Source organism: Pseudomonas sp. FG1 (assembly GCF_034313875.1).
Classification (GTDB): Bacteria; Pseudomonadota; Gammaproteobacteria; order Pseudomonadales; family Pseudomonadaceae; genus Aquipseudomonas; species Aquipseudomonas veronii.
Genome location: NZ_JAVIWP010000001.1, coordinates 1956248 through 1976708, shown reverse-complemented (window position 1 = coordinate 1976708; position 20461 = coordinate 1956248). Strand labels below are relative to the sequence as shown.

Annotated in this window: 17 protein-coding genes; 7 read left to right on the top strand and 10 right to left on the bottom strand. The window is 64.3% G+C overall.

Going from position 1 to position 20461, the window contains the following annotated elements; genetic code table 11:
• Positions 1-47 precede the first annotated feature (47 nt).
• Positions 48-233, top strand: coding sequence for a hypothetical protein (locus RGV59_RS09045; protein WP_017849641.1), 186 nt, complete (start codon positions 48-50; stop codon positions 231-233).
• Between the two features lie 6 nt (positions 234-239).
• On the opposite strand, the gene RGV59_RS09040 is transcribed toward RGV59_RS09045, so the two are convergent.
• Both RGV59_RS09040 and RGV59_RS09035 read right to left on the bottom strand, forming a co-directional pair.
• A complete protein-coding gene (locus RGV59_RS09040) occupies positions 240-1433 on the bottom strand; it encodes a multidrug effflux MFS transporter (protein ID WP_017849642.1) in 1194 nt (397 codons plus the stop codon).
• 83 nt (positions 1434-1516) lie between these two features.
• A complete protein-coding gene (locus tag RGV59_RS09035; protein ID WP_017849643.1) occupies positions 1517-1708 on the bottom strand; it encodes a heavy-metal-associated domain-containing protein in 192 nt (63 codons plus the stop codon).
• Positions 1709-1855: 147 nt separating this feature from the next.
• On the opposite strand from RGV59_RS09035, the gene RGV59_RS09030 reads away from it, so the two are divergent.
• The 3 genes from RGV59_RS09030 to cueR all read left to right on the top strand — a co-directional run bounded on the left by RGV59_RS09030 (position 1856) and on the right by cueR (position 4908).
• A complete protein-coding gene (locus tag RGV59_RS09030; protein WP_017849644.1) occupies positions 1856-2236 on the top strand; it encodes a hypothetical protein in 381 nt (126 codons plus the stop codon).
• A gap of 66 nt (positions 2237-2302) precedes the next feature.
• On the top strand, positions 2303-4504 hold the full coding sequence (locus tag RGV59_RS09025) for a heavy metal translocating P-type ATPase (protein WP_126587064.1): 2202 nt from the start codon (positions 2303-2305) through the stop codon (positions 4502-4504).
• A 2-nt stretch (positions 4505-4506) separates the two neighbouring features.
• Entirely contained in the window at positions 4507-4908 is a 402-nt protein-coding gene (gene cueR, locus RGV59_RS09020; protein WP_026140370.1) for a Cu(I)-responsive transcriptional regulator, read from the top strand.
• Positions 4909-5164: 256 nt separating this feature from the next.
• Here the strand turns inward: cueR and RGV59_RS09015 are convergent, their stop codons facing one another.
• Positions 5165-6064 (bottom strand): PA4780 family RIO1-like protein kinase, encoded by a 900-nt coding sequence (locus RGV59_RS09015; protein WP_017849647.1) that lies wholly within the window; start codon positions 6062-6064, stop codon positions 5165-5167.
• 135 nt (positions 6065-6199) lie between these two features.
• The gene (locus tag RGV59_RS09010) at positions 6200-7477 is read right to left on the bottom strand and encodes an acetyl-CoA C-acetyltransferase (RefSeq protein WP_017849648.1); all 1278 of its coding nucleotides are present in this window, start codon (positions 7475-7477) and stop codon (positions 6200-6202) included.
• 114 nt (positions 7478-7591) lie between these two features.
• On the opposite strand from RGV59_RS09010, the gene RGV59_RS09005 reads away from it, so the two are divergent.
• Both RGV59_RS09005 and RGV59_RS09000 read left to right on the top strand, forming a co-directional pair.
• A complete protein-coding gene (locus RGV59_RS09005; RefSeq protein WP_017849649.1) occupies positions 7592-8944 on the top strand; it encodes a 3-oxoacyl-ACP reductase in 1353 nt (450 codons plus the stop codon).
• A 2-nt stretch (positions 8945-8946) separates the two neighbouring features.
• Complete coding sequence (locus tag RGV59_RS09000; protein ID WP_102618939.1) at positions 8947-9795, top strand: MaoC family dehydratase; 849 nt, start codon at positions 8947-8949, stop codon at positions 9793-9795.
• A 35-nt stretch (positions 9796-9830) separates the two neighbouring features.
• Here RGV59_RS09000 and RGV59_RS08995 read toward each other — a convergent pair whose 3' ends face one another.
• From RGV59_RS08995 to pbpC, 5 genes are all read right to left on the bottom strand, one after another.
• Positions 9831-10388, bottom strand: coding sequence for a DUF4136 domain-containing protein (locus tag RGV59_RS08995; RefSeq protein ID WP_102618940.1), 558 nt, complete (start codon positions 10386-10388; stop codon positions 9831-9833).
• 45 nt (positions 10389-10433) lie between these two features.
• Complete coding sequence (locus tag RGV59_RS08990; protein WP_017849652.1) at positions 10434-11036, bottom strand: DUF4136 domain-containing protein; 603 nt, start codon at positions 11034-11036, stop codon at positions 10434-10436.
• A gap of 24 nt (positions 11037-11060) precedes the next feature.
• Positions 11061-11810 (bottom strand): methyltransferase, encoded by a 750-nt coding sequence (locus RGV59_RS08985; protein WP_017849653.1) that lies wholly within the window; start codon positions 11808-11810, stop codon positions 11061-11063.
• Positions 11803-12111: a MazG-like family protein gene (locus RGV59_RS08980; RefSeq protein ID WP_017849654.1), complete on the bottom strand. Its 309-nt coding sequence runs from the start codon at positions 12109-12111 to the stop codon at positions 11803-11805. The genes RGV59_RS08985 and RGV59_RS08980 overlap by 8 nt, the downstream gene beginning before the upstream one ends.
• A 158-nt stretch (positions 12112-12269) precedes the next feature.
• On the bottom strand, positions 12270-14600 hold the full coding sequence (gene pbpC / locus RGV59_RS08975; protein ID WP_017849655.1) for a peptidoglycan glycosyltransferase PbpC: 2331 nt from the start codon (positions 14598-14600) through the stop codon (positions 12270-12272).
• A gap of 90 nt (positions 14601-14690) precedes the next feature.
• Here pbpC and RGV59_RS08970 point away from each other — a divergent pair, with 90 nt between their 5' ends.
• Positions 14691-14984 carry a hypothetical protein gene (locus RGV59_RS08970; protein ID WP_017849656.1) on the top strand — a complete coding sequence of 98 codons (294 nt, stop codon included), beginning with the start codon at positions 14691-14693 and terminating at the stop codon, positions 14982-14984.
• A gap of 194 nt (positions 14985-15178) precedes the next feature.
• Here the strand turns inward: RGV59_RS08970 and RGV59_RS08965 are convergent, their stop codons facing one another.
• Positions 15179-20080, bottom strand: coding sequence for an alpha-2-macroglobulin family protein (locus tag RGV59_RS08965; RefSeq protein WP_017849657.1), 4902 nt, complete (start codon positions 20078-20080; stop codon positions 15179-15181).
• Positions 20081-20461: the final 381 nt, after the last annotated feature.

The window sequence follows — 20461 nt, the reverse complement described above, 5'->3', positions numbered from 1 at the left end:
TATATTGGCGGCCTTTGCCACGATTCTTTTACGTGAGGAAGTCAGCAATGAAGATCCTGATAAAAGCGTTAGCAAAATCCCCGGGCAATAAATGGCAGGTCCGTCTAGACGGCGAAGCCATCACCTTCCGCAGTGAGGCCGAAGCCCGCGCCTTCGCCGAGACCCTGCAAGCGCGCATCCAGGCGCCCCACCGTTTCCCACTCGACCAGCAACGCTCCGCCGCCGCTGGCTGACGTCTTTCAGACCTGCGCCTGTAGGGCACGTGCCCGTTGCAGGCGCTGGGTCGACAGTGCAATCGTCACCGCCAAGACCCCGCACAAGCTGATGACCATCGCCATCGGCATCGCCGTGCCGTCGTGCAACACGCCCACCAACGAAGCCGCCCCCGCCGCCACGCCGAACTGAATGCAACCGAGCATTGCCGAGGCGCTACCGGCTCGCGCGCCCTGCCCGCTCATGGCGCAGGCCGAGGTGTTGGGCAAAATGCAGCCCAGGCTGGCGATGCAGATAAACAGCGGCAGCAGCAACGGCCACAACGCATCGGTGCGCAAGGCCGCGACGCCGAGCAGCGCCAACGCCGCCAGCATGTAGAGCCACACCGTGCGCGACAGCAAGAACGCCGGCCCGCGCTTGGCGAGCAAGCGCGCATTGACTTGGGCCATCAGGATAAAGCCGGCGGCGTTGGAGCCGAATACCCAGCCGAAATGCTCGGCGGGCACACCATAGAGCTTGATAAAGACGAAGGGTGAACCGGCGATGTAGGCAAACATCCCGGCAATCGAAATGCCCCCGGTCAGGGCGTAACCGAGGTAGACCCGGTCCGACAACAGGTCGATATAGCGGCGCAGCGACCCGGACAACGGTTGCCGAGGCTGATGGGCCGGAAAGGTTTCCGGCAAACCGACCGCCACTGCGATCGCGGCCATCACGCTGAACACCGTCAGGGCCAGGAAGATCGACTGCCAGCCCCACACCCCGACCATCAGCCCGCCCGCCAATGGCGCAAGGATCGGCGCCAGGCCGGTCACCAGCATCAGTTGCGAATACACCTTGGCCGAGGTCACTACATCACACTTGTCGCTGACCACCGCGCGGGAAATCACCATGCCCGCGCAACCGCCGAGGGCCTGCACGAAACGTGCGCCGATCAGCCATTCCAAAGACGGCGCATAGGCGCAGGCGAAGGAGGCCAGCGTAAACAACGTGACCCCGCTGAGCAGCGGCACACGACGACCAAAGCGGTCCGCCAGCGGGCCGTAGATCAATTGGCCGATGGCCAGGCCGCCGAAATACACCGCCAAGGTCAGCTGGATATGTTTTTCATCGGTGGCGAACGCCGTCGCCATCGCCGGGAAACCCGGCAGGTAAAAGTCGATCGCCAGCGGCGCGAAGGCGCTCAAGGCGCCCAAAATCAGGAGTATGCGCAGGTTCATCAGGCACCCAAGTATGTCGGCAGCCCGACAGTCTAGCCGCGCTTGGGTGCGTTGAACATTACGATAGCTCGCTAACTATTAAATCAGGCGACGCTGTAGCCTTCTTCACGGATCAAGCCGGCGATCACGTCGCGGCTCAACTGGCTTTGCACGCTGACTTGCTTGGCCGCCAGGTCGACTTTCACTTCGGCTGCCGGGTCCTGATTCTGCACCGCCTGGGTCACTGCCCGGACGCAATGGCCGCAGGTCATTCCTTCAACGTTGAATACTTGCATGACATGACTCCTTTAATGAGGGTGGACGCAGTATCGACCTTGCCACGATGGCAAGGTCAAGCGGCAAAAATAGCCGCCGGGCTGGTATTCAGTGACGCAGTCGGCCAAGCTTCACCCATCTTTGATGTGAACCACGGAGCATTCGCCATGCGCTGGTCGTTTTTTGGCCTTGTCGGCCTGATGAGTTTGTCTGCCGCTGCGCCCATGGCCAGCGCCGCCGAAGACTATGCGGTGCTGATCATTTCCCGCGAACGCCTGGAAGTACCGACCAACTGCGAGATCGGCCTGTACATCCAGGACCAGTTGGCCGGGCGCCTGTTCCAGGAACAGTCCACCGCGTTCAACCTGCCGGCCGGCAATGTGTCGCTGCGCCTGAAGCTGCTGCCGGGCCAAGCGCCGGGTTGCCTACCGGGCCTGCTGGCGCCAGCCGCGCAGAACATCACGCTGAAGGTCGGTGACGTGCGCAAATTACGCATCGCCCAAGGCCCGGAAGGCATGTACCTCAAACCTGCGACATTGGGATACTAAAGACGCTTGACCTTCCCCACAGGTAAAGGTTGATCCTAGGGGCAACTTCTTCAGGAGGACTGCCCCATGAATGGAACCACCACGTTTGACCTGCCCATCGGCGGCATGACCTGCGCCAGCTGCGCCGGGCGTGTCGAGCGCGCGCTGGGCAAGGTGCCGGGGGTGCAACGTGTCAGCGTGAACCTGGCCAACGAGCGCGCCCATATCGAGGTGCTCGGCCAGATGGACCCCGCCGTGCTGATCGCCGCCGTCGACAAGGCCGGCTACAGCGCGTCGCTGCCCCAAAGCGAAACCAAGACCGATGCCGATCAAGCCCAGCGCCTGCACCACGAGCGTTGGGCGCTGCTGCTGGCGATTGTGCTCGCGTTGCCGCTGGTGCTGCCGATGCTGGCACAGCCCTTCGGCCTGCACTGGATGCTGCCGGCCTGGGTCCAGTTCGCCCTGGCCACGCCGGTGCAGTTCATCTTCGGCGCGCGCTTTTACATCGCCGCGTGGAAAGCCGTGCGCGCCGGTGCTGGCAATATGGACTTACTGGTCGCGATCGGCACCAGCGCCGGTTACGGTCTGAGCCTGTACGAATGGCTCACCGCGCCCGTCGGCAGCATGCCGCACCTGTATTTCGAAGCCTCGGCGGTGGTGATCGCCCTGGTGCTGCTCGGCAAATACCTGGAAAGCCGCGCCAAACGCCAGACCGCCAGCGCCATCCGGGCCCTGGAAGCCTTGCGCCCGGAGCGCGCGATTCGGGTGGTTGACGGCCGCGAAGAAGACGTCGCGATCAACGCGCTCAAGCTCGGCGACCACGTGCTGGTCAAACCCGGCGAGCGCTTCCCGGTGGACGGGGAAGTGGTGGACGGCCAAAGCCATGCCGACGAAGCGCTGATCAGCGGCGAAAGCCTGCCAGTGCCGAAACAACCGGGTGACAAGGTCACCGGTGGCGCGATCAACGGCGAAGGGCGCTTGCTGGTCCGCACCGTGGCCCTCGGCGCGGAAAGCGTGCTGGCGCGCATCATCCGCCTGGTGGAAGACGCCCAGGCGGCCAAGGCACCGATCCAGAAACTGGTGGATAAAGTCAGCCAGGTGTTCGTGCCGACGGTGCTGGTGCTGGCGTTGCTCACGCTGCTCGGCTGGTGGCTGTACGGCGCTTCGCTGGAGACTGCGATCATCAATGCGGTCGCCGTGCTGGTGATCGCCTGCCCGTGCGCCCTGGGCCTGGCCACACCGACCGCGATCATGGCCGGCACTGGCGTAGCGGCGCGTCACGGTATCCTGATCAAGGATGCCGAAGCGCTGGAGCGCGCCCACGCCGTCAGCGCGGTGGTATTCGACAAAACCGGCACGCTCACTTCCGGCACGCCGAAGATCGCTCACTTGGCGGCAGTCGACGGCAACGAACCGCTGCTGCTGCAACAGGCCGGCGCCTTGCAACGCGGCAGCGAACACCCGCTGGCCAAGGCGGTGCTGGATGCCTGCCGCGAACAGGGGCTGAACGTGGCCGATGTGAGCGCCAGCCAGTCCCTGACCGGGCGCGGCATTGCCGGCACCCTCGACGGTCGGCCGCTGGCCCTGGGCAACCGCCGTCTGCTGGAAGACAACGGGCTGGACGCGGGCGCACTGAACGCTTCGGCCAAGGCCTGGGAAGCCGAAGGCCGCACCTTGTCCTGGCTGATCGAGAAAGGCGCGCAACCGCGGGTACTCGGGCTGTTCGCTTTCGGCGACACTCTCAAGCCCGGCGCGCTGGAAGCCGTGGCCCAACTCAAGGCGCGGCACATCAGCAGCCATTTGCTCACCGGCGATAATCGCGGCAGTGCGCGGGTAGTCGCCCAGGCGCTGGGCATCGACGATGTCCACGCCGAAGTGCTCCCGGCCGACAAAGCCGCCACCGTCGCCGAACTGAAAAAAACCGGCGTGGTGGCGATGGTCGGCGACGGCATCAACGACGCCCCGGCCCTGGCCGCCGCCGACATCGGCATCGCCATGGGCGGCGGCACCGACGTGGCCATGCACGCTGCCGGCATCACCCTGATGCGCGGCGATCCACGCCTGGTGCCGGCCGCGCTGGAGATCAGCCGCAAGACCTACGCAAAGATCCGCCAGAACCTGTTCTGGGCCTTTGTGTATAACTTGATCGGTATTCCCCTGGCGGCATTCGGCCTGCTCAACCCGGTGTTGGCCGGCGCGGCGATGGCCTTGTCCAGCGTCAGCGTGGTGAGCAATGCGCTGTTGTTGAAAACCTGGAAACCCAAGAATCTGGAGGACCCACATCCATGAGCATGAACATCGGCCAGGCGGCGCGTTCAAGCGGTTTGAGCGCCAAGATGATTCGCTACTACGAATCCATCGGCCTGCTCAAAGCCGCCCATCGCACCGAGAGCGGCTATCGCGTGTACGGTGCCGACGATTTGCACACCCTGGCGTTCATCAAGCGCTCGCGGGACCTGGGGTTTTCATTGGAAGAAGTCGGCAAGCTGCTGACGTTGTGGCAGGACCGGCAACGGGCCAGCGCCGATGTGAAGGCCCTGGCGCGCCAGCATATCGAGGAGCTGAACCAAAAGATTCTGGAGCTGGGGCAGTTGCGCGATACGTTGCAGGACCTGGTGGAACACTGCCACGGCGATCATCGGCCGGACTGTCCGATTCTCAAGGAATTGGCGTCGGGTGGTTGCTGCGCCTGAAGGGGTAAGGGGTGTACACAAAACCAATGTGGGAGGGGGCTGTACACCCCGATAGCGGTGGATCAGTCAATATAAGTATCGACTGACATGGCGCTATCGGGGGCAAGCCCCTCCCACATTTAGATCTCCAATTACCTGAAGATCACTTCCACACTTTTTAGATCTCCAATTACCTGAAGATCACTTCTACACTTTTTAGATCTCCAATTGTTTGAAGATCACTTCCACACTGTTTATATCGACAACAGCTTGGGGGTCACTGCATCCAAGGCGGTGGCGGTGGTTCGTCAGGCGTTTTGCTCGGTGGCGCATCATCCGCCGCGCGAGCCGCCTGGCGCCGCTCTTCGTCCAATCGCGCCGCTTCGATTTCGCGGATCACGCCGCCCACATCGGCCAGTTCTTCCGGTTCGTCGAACTCGCCGGTCAAGATGCTGGCCGGGTGCAAGGTGCCGGCTTCGTACAGCGCCCACATTTCCTTGGCGTACTTGGTCTTCTTCAGCTCCGGGGCAAAGCGCCCGAAGTAGGAAGCCATGTTGCCCACATCCCGCTCCAGCATGTTGAACGCGTGGTTGTTGCCCGCCGCATCCACCGCCTGGGGCAGGTCGATGATCACCGGGCCGGTCGGCGTGAGCAGTACGTTGAACTCGGACAGGTCACCATGCACCAGGCCGGTACACAACATCAGCACGATCTGGGAGATCAGGAACGCGTGGTACTCGCGCGCCTGGTCCGGCTCCAGCACCACGTCGTTCAGGCGCGGCGCCGCATCGCCGTACTCGTCGGCCACCAGCTCCATCAACAGCACGCCTTCAAGGAAGTCATACGGCTTGGGCACGCGAACGCCCGCGCCGGCCAGGCGGAACAACGCCGCGACTTCGGCGTTCTGCCAGGCATCTTCGGTTTCTTTCTTACCGAATTTGGAGCCCTTGGCCATGGCCCGGGCCTGCCGGCTGTTACGGACCTTTCGGCCTTCCTGGTATTCGGACGCTTGACGAAAACTTCGTTTGTTCGCCTCCTTGTAAACCTTGGCGCAACGCAATTCGTTGCCGCAGCGCACCACATAAACAGCTGCTTCTTTACCACTCATGAGTGGGCGCAGCACTTCGTCGACCAGACCGTCTTCGATCAGGGGTTCAATGCGTTTAGGAGTCTTCATCAGCTTTTATTGTGGGTCCTTTATTACCAAACACGCGTATGGCACTCGTTATACGGCAATCGGCTCGCCTCGGGGAGGGGCTACCGAGCTTTGACCACCGAAGAATGCATCCAATATGCCAGTTTTCCACGCAATTCAGCGTTCAATGATCGCTGTCACGCCCTGCCCTCCGGCGGCACAGATTGAAATCAGCCCGCGCCCCTTGCCCGCGACGTCCAACAGCTTGGCCAGGTTGGCGACGATACGCCCGCCCGTCGCAGCAAACGGATGGCCGGCGGCCAGGGAACTGCCCTTGACGTTGAGGCGGCTGCGGTCGATCGAACCCAGCGGCGCGTCCAGCCCCAGGTGCGTCTTGCAGTAGTCCGCATCTTCCCAGGCCTTGAGCGTACACAACACTTGGGCAGCGAATGCTTCGTGGATCTCGTAGTAATCGAAGTCCTGCAGTGTCAGGCCATTCCTCGCCAGCAAACGCGGCACGGCGTACACCGGCGCCATCAACAGGCCTTCGGCGCCGTTGACGAAATCCACCGCCGCCGCTTCGCCATCGCGCAGGTAAGCCAGGATCGGCAAGCCGCGCTCCCTGGCCCAGGCTTCGCTGCCGAGCAACACCAGGGAGGCGCCGTCCGTCAGCGGCGTGGAGTTGCCGGCGGTGAGCGTGCCTTTGGCGCTGCGCTCGAAGGCGGGCTTGAGGCCGGCGAGTTTTTCCAGGGTCAGGTCGGGGCGCAGGTTGTGGTCGCGGGTCAGGCCCAGAAACGGGGTGAGCAAATCGTTGTGCCAGCCTTCGGCGTAGGCCGCGGCCATTTTCTGGTGGCTCTCCAGGGCGAGCTGGTCTTGCTCGGCGCGCGGAATCTGCCAGGTCTGCGCCATCAGCTCACAGTGCTGGCCCATGGATAAACCGGTGCGGGGTTCGCCATTGCGCGGCAGCTCAGGTTTGAGGTGATGGGGACGGAGTTGTAACAAAAGTTTTAGTTTGTCCGCCAAGGATTGGCTGCGGTTGGCCTGCAGCAGAATCTTGCGCAGCCCTTCGTTCACCCCGATCGGTGCGTCGGACGTGGTGTCCACCCCACCGGCAATCCCGCATTCGATCTGGCCCAGGGCAATCTTGTTGGCCACCAGCAACGCCGCCTCCAGCCCGGTGCCGCAGGCCTGCTGAATGTCATAGGCCGGGGTTTGCGGCGACAGGCGCGAACCCAGCACGCATTCGCGGGTCAGGTTGAAGTCGCGCGAGTGCTTGAGCACCGCGCCGGCGACCACCTCGCCCAGGCGCAGGCCGTGCAGGTTGTAGCGCTCGATCAGGCCTTCGAGGGTCGCCGTCAGCATCGCCTGGTTGCTCGCCGTGGCATACGGGCCATTGGAGCGGGCGAAAGGAATGCGATTACCGCCAATGATCGCTACACGGCGCAATTGAGTCATGGAAAGCTCCCTGTCGGTTGTGGGGTAAGTCCTTCAGACTAGCCTAGGCTCAATCGAACGACTGCCGCCGCGAGGTGGTCAACCCTTTGAACCCCAGCCTTTGGAGAGCGTTCCATGTCTGACCGTTATATCGACTTCGCCAACTCAAGCCTCGGCCATCGCCTGGTCGCCGCCATTGGCCTGCCGTCACCGGTACGCCTGGAGCGCTGGCAAGCCGGGCGTCTGCGCCCGGTCGACGGCGCGCTGCTGCTCGGCGGCGGGGCGCTGGCGGCCAAGGTGCTGGCGTTTGCGCACAAACTCACCGAGGCCATTTATAGCTACGGCGCCGGGCCGCTGGAAGCACCGGCCTGGATTCCCGGGCATGGCCCCAAGCTCAAGGCGCTGGTGTTCGACGCCAGCGACTTGCAGCACACCGACCAGCTCAAGCAATTGCGCGAGTTCTTTCAGCCCCTGCTGAAAAACCTCGATCACAGCGCGCACCTGGTGATCCTCGGCCGCGCGCCGGAAAGTCTCAGCGACCCGTTCGCCGCCAGCGCCCAGCGCGCCCTCGAAGGGTTCAGCCGCTCCCTGGCCAAAGAACTGCGCAACGGCGGCGTATTGCAATTGCTGTCGGTCGGCCAAGGTGCCGAGGACCAGCTGGAAGGGGCGTTGCGGTTTTTCCTGTCGCCCAAAAGTGCCTACATCTCGGGCCAGGTGATTCGCCTGGAAGCCTGCGCCACCCCCGTCGAAGACTGGACCCGCCCGCTTGCCGCGCGTAAGGCGCTGGTCACCGGCGCGGCGCGCGGCATTGGCGCCGCCATCGCCGAAACCCTCGCCCGCGACGGCGCCGAGGTAATTCTGCTGGACGTGCCCCAGGCCAAGGCTGACCTCGAAGCCCTGGCGGCGCGCCTGGGAGGGCGCAGCATCGTGCTGGACATCTGTGCCGAAGACGCCGCCCGCCAGTTGATCGAACAACTGCCGGACGGCCTCGACATCCTCGTCCATAACGCCGGCATCACCCGCGACAAAACCCTCGCCAACATGACCCCGGAATACTGGGACGCCGTGCTGGCGGTCAACCTCAATGCGCCGCAAGTGCTGACCAAGGCCCTGCTCGACAGCGGCACCCTGCACGACAACGCACGCGTGGTGCTGCTGGCCTCCATCAGCGGGATTGCCGGCAACCGCGGGCAAACCAACTATGCCGCGAGCAAGGCCGGGCTGATCGGCTTGGCCCAGGCCTGGGCGCCGCTGTTGAAAGCGCGGGGGATCAGCATCAACGCCGTGGCTCCCGGTTTTATCGAAACCCAGATGACCGCGCATATCCCCTTCGCCCTGCGTGAGGCCGGGCGCCGCATGAGTTCCCTGGGCCAGGGCGGCTTGCCGCAGGACGTCGCCGAAGCGGTCGCCTGGCTCGGTCAGCCGGGTTCCGGCGCGGTCAGCGGCCAGGCACTGCGGGTGTGTGGGCAAAGTGTACTGGGAGCGTAAGCATGGACTGGACCACCCTGGACCACCCGCCGCAGCTTATGCCGTTGTACTGGCGCGCGGCGCTCAAGCGCAGGATCACCGGCAGCCACTTGCCCGAGCAGGGGTTTCGCTGCCGCGTGAGCGTCAACCCCGAGCAGGTGGCGGCGTATCGGCAGGTGTGTGGCTTTGCCGACAGCCCGATGCTGCCGGCGACGTATCCGCAGGTGCTGGCGTTCGGCCTGCAGTTAAAACTGCTGACGGCGCCATCGTTTCCGTTCCCGTTGTTGGGGCTGGTCCACCTGCGCAATCGCATCCGTGTGTATCGGCCCTTGGGGGCGGTGAGTGAGCTGACCATCGCCGTCCACGCACACCATCTCAAACCCCACGCCAAGGGCGCGACGTTTGAGCTGGTGACCACCGCCGAAGATGCCCTCGGCCTGCTGTGGGAAGCGCAGAGCCGCATGCTCTGCCGTGGCGTGAAGCTCGACGGTGCAGCGGCGGACGACGCCTTGCCCACGCCCACCCAGGTCAGCGAACTGACCCGCTGGAAAGCCCCGGCCGATATCGGCCGTCGTTACGCCCGGGTGTCCGGCGACTACAACCCGATCCACTTGAGCGCCCTGACCGCCAGACTATTCGGTTTCCCCCAAGCCATCGCCCACGGCCTGTGGAACAAGGCGCGCACCCTCGCAGCCCTCGGCGAGCACCTGCCCGCGGCGAATATCGAAATAGAAGTCGAATTCAAGAAACCGGTGCGTCTGCCCAGCGAGGTCACCCTGCACGCCAGCGTCGCCGGTCCCAGTGGCCAGTTGTGGTTAAAAGGCTCGGGGGAGATTGAGCACATGGTCGGCCGGTGGCGGCCGATTGGCTGAAACCGGCCGCTCATCTCTCTCGGGGCAACAGCGTGTCAGCGCGGCGGGTAGCTGGAAAGGATTCGCGCGACCGTCTTGCGGATGGCGTTGCTGCGATCCTGCGGCTCGGGCGAACTGGCCATGATCTGCTCGTCGCTGCCGCGCCAGACGAGTTTGCCGTCCTTGCCGTCGAGCAGGTCGATCTGGATGGTCGCCACCTTGTAAGTGATGTTGCGCGTTTCGTTGTACATCGGCGCGCCCCAGTAGCCATTCCACGGCCCGCCCCAGGCGCCGCCGTAGTTGGTGCTGACTTGTTGCTGGCGGTCTTCGACGATCAGGTAGGCCTGCGCATTCAGGTCCGCCCGGGTGCCCGCCGCCGCAGGGCGCAGGCCGCGTTGGTCGAGTTGTTCGCCGACAGCCTGGCGGATACGTTGTTCGGTGAGGTCGCTCTTGATCCGCGGATCATCGGGACGGTATTGCAGCGCCGGGTCTTTCCAGGCCCAGCTGCGGTAGGCGCCGAAGTCCCGGCTGGCATCAAAATCGTGGTTGACCTGGCTGGTCTGGCAACCGCCCAGCAGCACGGCCAAAGCGAGCGTTGCGATACGTCCAAACATGGTGGTTCTCCAACGAGCGACCCGGGCATTAAATGAGAATAGCTGTTAACTGGGAGGATACGCCGTCATTGCCTTTTGCACAGCCTTGCGCAACGCATCGGCTCGCTCACTGAGGCTGCCCTGACTGCCGGTTTCGGCGCTGGCGCTCCACACCGGCTGACCGCTGCGTGCATCGAACAGATTGACCCGCACCACCACGACCTGAACTTCATAGGTACGCACGATCGGCGCCGCGTTGTACATGCCGTAGCCATTGCCATAACGATTGTAGCCACCGTACCCATAGCCGTAGTCATCCTGGACCTGCTTGAGGCGCTTCTCCAGATGCACGTCGGCGCTCACCAGCAGGTCGGGCGCGCGGTTGTCGTGCAGGGGGCGCAAGCCTCGCTGGTCGAGGGCGCCGCTGACCGCTTCGGCAATCTGCGCCGAGTCCGCCCAAGCCGTGCCCGCTGGCAACTGGCCGTTGCGCCAGGCCCAAATGCGGTAGGCGCCGTAGTCACGCACAGGCGCGGGGTAGGCGCTGGCATCAAAGGTCCTGGCCGCCTGGGCCGGAGCCGGCGGCATCGGCGCCGAGGTGGCCACGTAGGGATTGGGGCTGGAGCAGGCGCCCAGCCCAAGGGACAACAGGATTAACCCGAAACGACGCATTTCGACCTCCACTGACTGGGCCGCTTAAACCGGACGGCAGATCCAGTGCAAATAACGCCCAAGTCCGGCAAAGCTTGGGTGACGACGATGGGCGAGCTCCATCTCCAGCACATCCTGCAACGCCACGCGGGCCTGGAATTCCACCGGCATATAATCGTGGAACACCCGCACGCCGCTCTGGCTTTCGACCTGCCAAAGCCCCTCGAGTTGCGCCGCCAGCTCTCGCGGGTCGAGCGGCTGCTGCGGGGTCAGGCTCTGTTTTTCGCCGGCCATGTCGTTCTTGCGCATTTTGCGGAAGTGGCCTTTGAGCAGGTTGCGGTAAATCAGCGCATCGCGATTGTAGAACGCCAGGGACAGCCAGCCGCCGGGCACCGTCAACTGGTGCAGCACGGGCAGGATCGCGTGGGGTTCGGCCAGCCATTCGAGGACCGCGTGGCACAGCACCACATCGTAGGGCTCGGTGAGTTGGCCGAGCAGGTCTTGCCAGGGCGCATGGATGAAGGTCGCGCTCTGCCCGGCCTCGGCGAAGCGTTGGCGCGCACCGCTCAGCATCGGCTCGGCGGGTTCGGCCAGGGTCACCTGATGCCCGCGCTCGGCCAGCCACAGCGACATGTGCCCCAGGCCCGCGCCGATATCCAGCACACGCAACGGCCGTTGCGGCAGGGCTTCGGTGAGGTCGGCCTGCAACACCGCCAGGCGAATCGCGCCCTTGGCGCCGCCGTAGATCTTCTCGGCAAAACGCGTGGCCAGTTGGTCGAAGTGACGATCACTCATGGATAAACCGCCGTTCGCTGTCGGCCAGCTTGGCGCGCACCACCTCGTTCATGTCCAGGCCCAACTCGCTGCACAGCAACAGCAGGTACAGCACGATATCGCCGACTTCCTGGCCGGCATGGGCGAGTGTGTCGGCGGGTAACTGGCGCGACTGGTCTTCGGTGAGCCATTGGAAGATTTCCACCAACTCGGCCATTTCCACGCTGGCGGCCATGGCCAGGTTTTTCGGGCTGTGGAATTGTTTCCAGTCGTTGGTATCGCGGATGCGATGCAGGCGTTCGGTGAGGTGTTCGAGGTTCATGAGGGGCTCCTGAAGGGGTATAGCTTCGGGGGGATCAGGGATGAAGGCAAGTGAATCCGGGGGGATGGACTTTAGGGCGCTATCGCAGGCAAGCCTGCTCCCACATTTGAATGGATTCACACATCGGAATGTGGGGGCTGGTTTGGCGGTGATGGGGTCTAGTCGACGACGCTGAATTCGATTCGGGCGGTTTGGCCGGCCTCGTCGAGAACGCTGAGCTGGTAGCGGCCCAATTGCTCGAAACTGGCGTTGATGCTGTCCTGGTTGGCGCTGTCGCCCAACGGCGCACCGTTGAGGAACCACCAGCGCCGGCCGCTGCCGCCCAGCGCCGAAATCTTCAGGCGCAGCGCCTGTTGGCTGGCAGCGGGCAGGCGCAGCTGATCGCCTTCGCGCACGCCGACGATCGACAACGGCGAGGACGCCGCCAGGGCCGGCGGTGGGCAATCGGGGTCCGCGGCCGGCAAGCGTGCGTCGCGGCGTTCGGCCCGCGGTAGCCAGGGTTCCAACGGCGCGGGCCACAGGGCAATGTTCTTCAACTGCGCGCCCGGGCAATGGGCGTCCACCCTCAAACCCTTGGGGTTGACCCAGACGCTTTCCATCAAGCCCACACCCAGCGGTTGATCCAGTGCCAGCAAGGTCGGCGGTGTGGTGTTGTCCAGCGTCCAGGCGAAACGCTGGCGCCGGCAATTCGGATCGCTGCGGCTCATGGGCTGGCCCAGCGGCCAGCAGATCGCCGCCACGCCGACGTTCGCCGGCACCGGTTTGACCGGCGCGCTGATGCCGCGTTGGCTGTCGCGGTTGGTCAACACATCGTGTACCTGCAACATCAAGGGCGCGGCCGAGGCCAAGCCGAACTGCCCCGGCACTGGCGTGCCGTCGGGGCGGCCGATCCACACGCCGATCAAATAGCGCGGCCCCACGCCGATCGCCCAGGCATCGCGGAACCCGTAGCTGGTGCCGGTTTTCCAGGCCAGCACCGGGCGCTGCACCAGTTCGGCACGCGGGTCGCGGTCGGGCCGCGCCTGGCCGCTGAGGATACGCCGCACAATCCAGGCGGACCCTGGCGACAGTAAAGGCCGTTCTTTAAGCGTATCGTCCGGCTGTAATCGAATCGTGGCGCTCCTGCCGTCGCGAGCGAAAGCGCTGTAGCCGCTCACCAGATCTTCCAGGCGACTGCCCGCGCCGCCCAGGATCAGCGCCAGGTTCGGCTCGGCCAACGCCGGCAGCGCCAGCGGCACCCCGCCGATACGCATCTGCGCGGCGAAGCGCTTCGGCCCGTAGGCTTCCAGCAACTGCACCGCCGGCAGGTTGAGCGAACTGGACAACGCCGTGCTCGCCGGCACCGCGCCGGTAAAGCCCATGGAGAAGTTGCCCGGCCGGTAATCGCCATAGCGCCTGGGCACATCCTGCAACAGCGATTCGGAGTGAATCAGCCCGTCGTCCAGGGCCATGCCATACAGGAAGGGCTTGAGGGTCGAGCCCGGCGAACGCAGGGCGCTGATCATGTCCACATGGCCGAAGCGCTTGGCATCATTGATGTCCACCGAGCCGAGGTAGGCGCGCACGGCCATGCTGTCTTCCTCCACCACCAGGATCGCCGCCGAGGTGTATTCCGGCAAACGCGCGCGCCAGCCCAGCAGCAGGTCTTCGAGACGGCGTTGCAGGGTGGCATCCAGGGTGGTGCGGATCAGCGGCGGGCTGTCGGGGCGGTTCAGGCGACGGGCGAGCAAGGGCGCCAGGCTGGGCTCCAGGCGCGGCGCGAGCAGCAACGGTTCTTCCAGCGCTTCGGCCACTGCCGATGACGGCCATACCTGGAACTCGCCGAGGCGGCGCAGCACCTTGTCCCGCGCTTCCTGGGCGCGCTGGGGGTGGCGGTCGGGGCGCAGGCGGCTCGGCGCCTGGGGCAACACCGCGAGCAAGGCGGCTTCGGCGTGGGTCAGTTGCGCCGGCGACTTGCCCAGATACGCCCAACTGGCCGCCGCCACGCCTTGCAAGGTGCCGCCAAACGGCGCGCGGTTCAGGTACAGGTTGAGAATCTCGGCCTTGGACAAGTGCCATTCCAACTGCGCGGTGCGCCACAGCTGGCGCAGCTTGCCGTGGAACGTGCGCGAGTGGGGATCGAGCAAACGGGCGACCTGCATCGACAAGGTGCTACCGCCCGACACCACCCGCGCACCGGTCAGGTTCTGCCACGTCGCCCGCGCCAGCGCGAACGGGTTTACGCCGGGGTGCTGGTAGAACCAACGGTCCTCGTAGGTGAGCAACGCATCGAGGTAATACGGCGACACCTCAGCGGTTTGCACCGGGTAACGCCACACGCCATTGGCATCGGCAAACCGCCACAACGGCGTGCCATCCTCGGCCAGCACCACCCGCGCCAGGTCGTCCCTGGGCAGCGGCAGGGGCCAGATGCGGTCGGCCAACCACAGCAGGGCAATCATCAGGAGCAGGCTCGCGAGGGTCCAGCGAGCAACTAAACGCAAACTCAAACGGGCAAACCTCTATGCTTGTAGGGAACTAGCCTGTCGCAATAACAACCAAAGGCACAGACACGCCCACCTTCTCATCAGGACACACACATGCAGGTAGAAAGCTTCTTCGAATGGTTGGGCCAGGCGCTCGGTTCCGTCATCCGTTTTATCGTCGACGGCCTCAGCGGCATCTTCGGTGCCTTGACCCACGCCGGTGGCAACTTTATCGATGGCCTGTCGCGCACCTTGGGCATGGACACTTCCATCATCAGCATCATTACCCTGATCCTCGGCCTGATGCTGCTGTACTCGGCGGTACGCGCCTTCATGCGCGCATCGATCATCATGGGCATCATCTGGCTGATGCTCGGCCTGTGGCTACTCAGCTGGGTAGTCCACTAACCCCAAAAAAACCCCACCAATCCCTGTAGGAGGGGGCTTGCCCCCGATAGCTGTATTTCAGTCAATGCATCAGGTAACTGACCCACCGCCATCGGGGGCAAGCCCCCTCCCACATTTAGCCCTCATTCCACATTTAGCCCCATTCCCAGATTTAGTCTCCACTGCACATTTAGTCCCCATTCCACATCGAGCTTTCAACGCCCCTTGATCACCAGATCCACCGGTGTCTCACCCACCGCCTGCCAGTTCGGCCGATACATCGACTCCACCTGCGGCGGCGGCACCCGATACGTCCCCGGCGTCACCGCCCGCGCCAGATACAACAGGTGCGTGGTGCCATAGCCATCCAGGTTCATCGCCGCCACGTAGCGGTCATCACGAAACTCCTGATGCTTGAGCGAGGCGTTCTGCATCGACTCGCGCCATTCCTTCACCTGGCTGCTGGCGTTTTCCAGGCTTGCGGCGCTTTGCGCGAGGTTCTGGTTTTCCAGCTCCAGGCCTGCCGGCAGCAGGTCCACCACCAGGGCATCCGGTACACGCTGCTTGGCGCTGACCGCCAGATGCACCAGCACCAGGTCGCCGCTGTTGAGGCTACGCAGGTTCAGCGGCTGGCCGTTCATGCCCAGGTATTCGCGGCGGATGCTCAGGTTGTCGCCGCCGGCGGCCGGTGGCACTTGTGGATAACCCGAGATCGTCAACTGCTGGTACACCGGCGTCTCGCCCTGATTGCGCAGGCTCAAGTCGCTGGACAGCAGCGCGCCCGTCAACGCCAGTGTCGACTGTTGATTATTCAATTCGCGCACGCCGCCGCTGCCGGTGAGCGACACCTGCCAATTCGACTCGGGCTCGGCGAACCCGAGGCGCCCGGCCAGGAACAGTGAGTTGCGTTCCTGGGTCGACAGGTACGGGCTGGCCGCCAACTGATCCGACAAGGTGAACAAGCGCTCTTCACGCTTGCCCTTGGCCAGGTCGTTTTCTTCGAGCAACGCCAGGATCATCGCCTGGTCGCGCAGCGGGCTGCCGTAGTCGGCCAGCCATTCCTTGGCATTGCGCTGCGCCGCCAGCCCTGCGAGCAAGGCTTGATCGGCACGCGGCTGGTCGCCCATCTTCTGCAAGGCGATGGCCAGTTGCACCAGCGGCAACCCGGAGCGCGCATCGCTGCGCCGCTCGAACAGACTGCGCAACGCGCCCAAAGGCGCCTGCTGACTGCGCGCCAGTACCAGGCCGGCGTAGGCCTGCACAGCGAAGCGGGTGTGCTCGGCGTTGTCGCTGTAATCAACTTCGATCAGGTTGCGCTCCTGCACATACCGCAGCAGACGCTCACTGGCTTTCTTCAAGGCTTGCGGCGGCACGGCGAAGCCCTGGTCGCGGGCGCGCAGCAGGAAGTCGGTGACATAGGCGGTCAGCCAGTATTCCTCTTCGCCATCGGCGCCCCACAAGCCAAAGCTGCCGTTGTAGCGCTGCATGCCCAGCAGGCGTTCGATGCCCAGCTCGATCTTGCGTTTGCGCTCGGCGTCCGGCTCGCCCTTGATGCCCAGGCGCTTGAGCAAGGCATCGTCGGCATACAGCGACGGGTAGAGGCCGCTGGCGGTCTGCTCCAGGCAACCGTAGGGGTACGCCTTGAGCGCACTGATTTGCGCGCCGAGGTTCAACGGCGGCCGGCTCGACAGGCTCAACAACGCCTCGCGCCCCGCGCTGTCGAATTGATCGAGCGCCCCCGCCGGCAGGCTCCACGGCTGCTCCTTGAGCACCGCACGATAGTGCTTGAGCAAGGCCGGATAGGCCGGGCGCACGCCCAAGGTCCATTCGCGGCTGAACGGCGGCAGGTTTTCACCGGGCAGGTCCAGGCCATTCACCGTGACTTTGAGCTTGCCCTGCCCCAGGCCGCCCCAGGCTTTCACCGGGATGCGCAGCGTGGTGCGCTGGCCCTGTTTCAGTTCAAGCGATTGCGCGGCGCTGTCGACCAGTTCCAGTTGCCCTTCGGCGCTCAGTTGCACGTCGAGCTTTTGCGCCTTGCCCGACAGGTTGGACAGGTCCAGCGCCAAGCTGGTCTGGTCGCCGCCCGCGAGGAAGCGCGGCGCCGACAGTTCGGCAATCAGCGGTGCGGCGATCACGGTTTTGGCTTCAGCCATGCCGTAGCGGTCATCGCTCCAGGCCTGGGCCATCAGGCGCAATTCGCCGTTGAAGTCGGGGATATTGACGCTGACTTCACCCTCGCCCTGCGCGTTCAACGTCACCGGTGCGCTTTGCAGGGCGACGATGGTCACGCTGGTGTCCGGGCGTTTGCCGCCCTTGGCCAATGCGGCGTCACCGCCGAAGGCCAGGCTCGCCAGGCGGCCCTGGCCGGCTTCGATCAGTTGGCCATAGATGTCGAACTGGTCCACGCCATACGACTTGCGGCCGAACAGGCTGGAGTACGGATCGGGCGTCGGGTATTCGGTGATATTGAGGATGCCTACGTCGACTGCCGCCACCAGCACATGCACCTGTTTGGGCACGCTACCGTCGGCATTTTTCGCGGTAACTTTCACCGTCAGCGCTTGTTTGGGGCGCATTTTTTCCGGCGCGGTGAGGGTCAGCCCCAGTTTGCGCTGGGTGCGATCCAGCGGCAGGTGCAGCAGGCCCACCGCCCGTTTGGGGGTGATGTTGGCTTTGCGCTCGCCGGGGCGGATCACCAGGGCGCTGACGTAGAGGTCATGGCGCGCCCATTTCGGGTCGAGTTTCACGGCGAAGCTTTTGCCCTCGGCCGGCACGTCGATCGCCTGCCACCACAGCGGCCCCTCGGCGGACTCGACCAGCAGATAGCCTTTACCGGCCGCCGGCGGCGTCACCGTGACATTGGCCGTATCGCCATCGCCATAGGCGGGTTTGTCCAGCGCCAGCTTGACCTGATCGGGGCGCACGGCGCCGCCTTCGGTGTTGTCCTGGGCCTGGTAGCCGGCCCAGAAGCGCAGGCTGCTGACCAGCCCGGTCTGCGGGTCTTCGACCTCGACGCGGTACGGGCCCCACTCCACCTGGAAGCTGACCTTGGCGGTGTCGCCCGCCTTGATGTCCAGGCTCTGTTCGTCGAGGTTGAGGAATTTCTCGTTGTAGTGGTAGCTCCAGCCGTCGCTGTCCGAGTAATTCCAGTAGTAGTCACGGCGCTCGCGCACCAGGCGGACCTTGAGGTTTTTCGCGGCGAGTTTCTGCCCGTCCTGGTTGGCCAGCAGCACTTCGAATTCCGCCGGGCCGTCGCCGTTGGTTTCCTTGCCGTCAAACAGCCCGCGCAGGCCCGGCAACTGCTCGGCCGGCCAGATCGGCTGCACCAGGCGCCGGGTGATCGGCCGCCCGCCCGATTCATGCAGACTGGCTTGCACGATCAGTTGCAGCGGCGACTTGGCGTCGGCCCATTTGCTTTCCAGGGTCAGGGCTTCCTGGCCCTTGGCGTCGAGCACGCTTTCATCCAGTTCGAAATCCTGGCTCAGCTCTTCTTCGGTGACGGAGCCGAACTGGTAACCCGGCAGCGATTTCACCGCCTCGCGCAGCGGACGCACATACACCTGCCCGCTGACCCGGTTGCCCGACGCCGGCGCGCCGTAGAGGTAACGGCCGTTGACCTGAATGACCGGGTTATCCGCCGGGCTCAATGCCGTGTCGCTGCCCTTGAGTTCGAGCGCCAGGCGCTCGGGCAGGAAGTCTTCGACGAGGAACTCGTACAACTGCGGCTTGCCGTCGCCCAGGTCGAACACCAGCTGCCAACGCCCGGTCGGCGCTTCGCCGGCCAATTGCAGTTGATATTGATAGAGGCCGGAGGCGTCGGCGTCCCAGACGAATTTGCGGCTGACCTGCTCATCCGGGCGGCGCACTTCGACGCTCACTGGCTGCGGCTTGACCGCGTTGCCGTCCTTGTCGCGCAGCAAGGCGTTAAGCAGCACGGTTTCGCCAGGGCGATACAGATCGCGTGGGCCGAACACAAAGAACTGCAGCGGGTGCGACGGTTGGCCGCCGATATCGAACTCCGCCAGATCGAGCGCGGCGCTGTCCAGGCGCAACAGGCTGGTTTGTTCGCCCTGCTTGGCCAACAGCACCTGGGCCTTTTTCGGCAACGGCAATTCGGCGTGACCGCCCTGCTCGGTCTTGCCCTGCCCCACCACCCGGCCCTCGGCATCGAGCACTTCGAGGTCGACGCCATCCAGCGCCTTGCCACCGTCCAGCGCCTGGGTAAACACATCCAGGCGATTGGCGTAGCGGTGAACCGACAGGCCGATATCACTCAAGGTGAACAGCGTGGCCGGTTGCGAATAGTTGTAGGTGCCCGACGCCCGCATCACCGCCAGGTATACGCCCGGCTGCTGCAATTGCTTGAGGCCGGCGATCGGCAGCAACAGGGTTTCGCGGGTATTGCGCGCCGGGTTCAGGTCGAAGCGGCCGCCGTAGACCAGATCGGCCAGCGGCAGCAGCTCGCGGGACTCATAGCTTTGCAGGCTGGTGTTGCGCCCCCACTGGGCGAGGAACGATGGCAGGGATTCGGGCTTGATCCGGAAGAATTCGACGTCGATCTTGTCGACATTCAGCGCAATCACCGGCAACCCCTCGGCCAGCCGCGTGGGCAACAGCGTGCCACGGCTGGCGAAGCCGACGGTGGCTTGCAGGTCACGGGTTTCCAGGCGGGCGACGTACTCGGCGGGCAACAGGTTGTTGTTCACCGCGCGCACGCCGGGGTCGACCGTCAGCACCAACTTGCGCTGCGGCTCCAGGTGGCGCAGGCGCAACTCCATCAGGTTATCCGACAGCTCCCAGGCGCCGTCGACCTTGCCCGACTTGCTGTCCACCAGATGCAGCTTGTCGGCGAATTTCTGCTCCGGGTCCAACGGCACGGAAAAACTCACCGACAGGGTGCTGGCGCCGTCCAACTGCACCTCAGACACGTCCACCACACTCAGCTCACGCCCGGCATAGCGCTGCTTCAGCGCCGCCACATCCACCGCCGCCTTGGCCGGCTTCGGCGCCACACTGCTCGCAGCTGCCGGCGCGCTCGGCGCAGTCGGTTTATCGGAAGAATCGCAGGCGCTAAGCAGGGCCAGCGCACAAGCCAGGAACAGTCCTTTGTTAAGCATGGGGCACTCGTCGTCAGAGGGAACCGAGGGATGAACTATATATCAGCGCCGGCCAAGCCGATGTGGCGCTGGTCACATTGACCGACGGAGGGCAGTTTGGTTCTTCGCGTCACGCGATCCAAGCCAAATCCCACAAACACAAAAGATCAAAATCACAGAAGATCAAAATGTGGAATGAGACCAAATGTGGAATGAGAGCTAAATGTGGAATGAGGCCAAATGTGGGAGGGGGCTTGCCCCCGATGGCGGTGAGTCAGTCAGCTTATTTGTAGCTGATCCACTGCAATCGGGGGCAAGCCCCCTCCCACATTTGGCCCTCCTCATATTTGGCCCTCCTCACATTTGCCCACCTCCCACATTTAACCCCCCATTCCACATTGG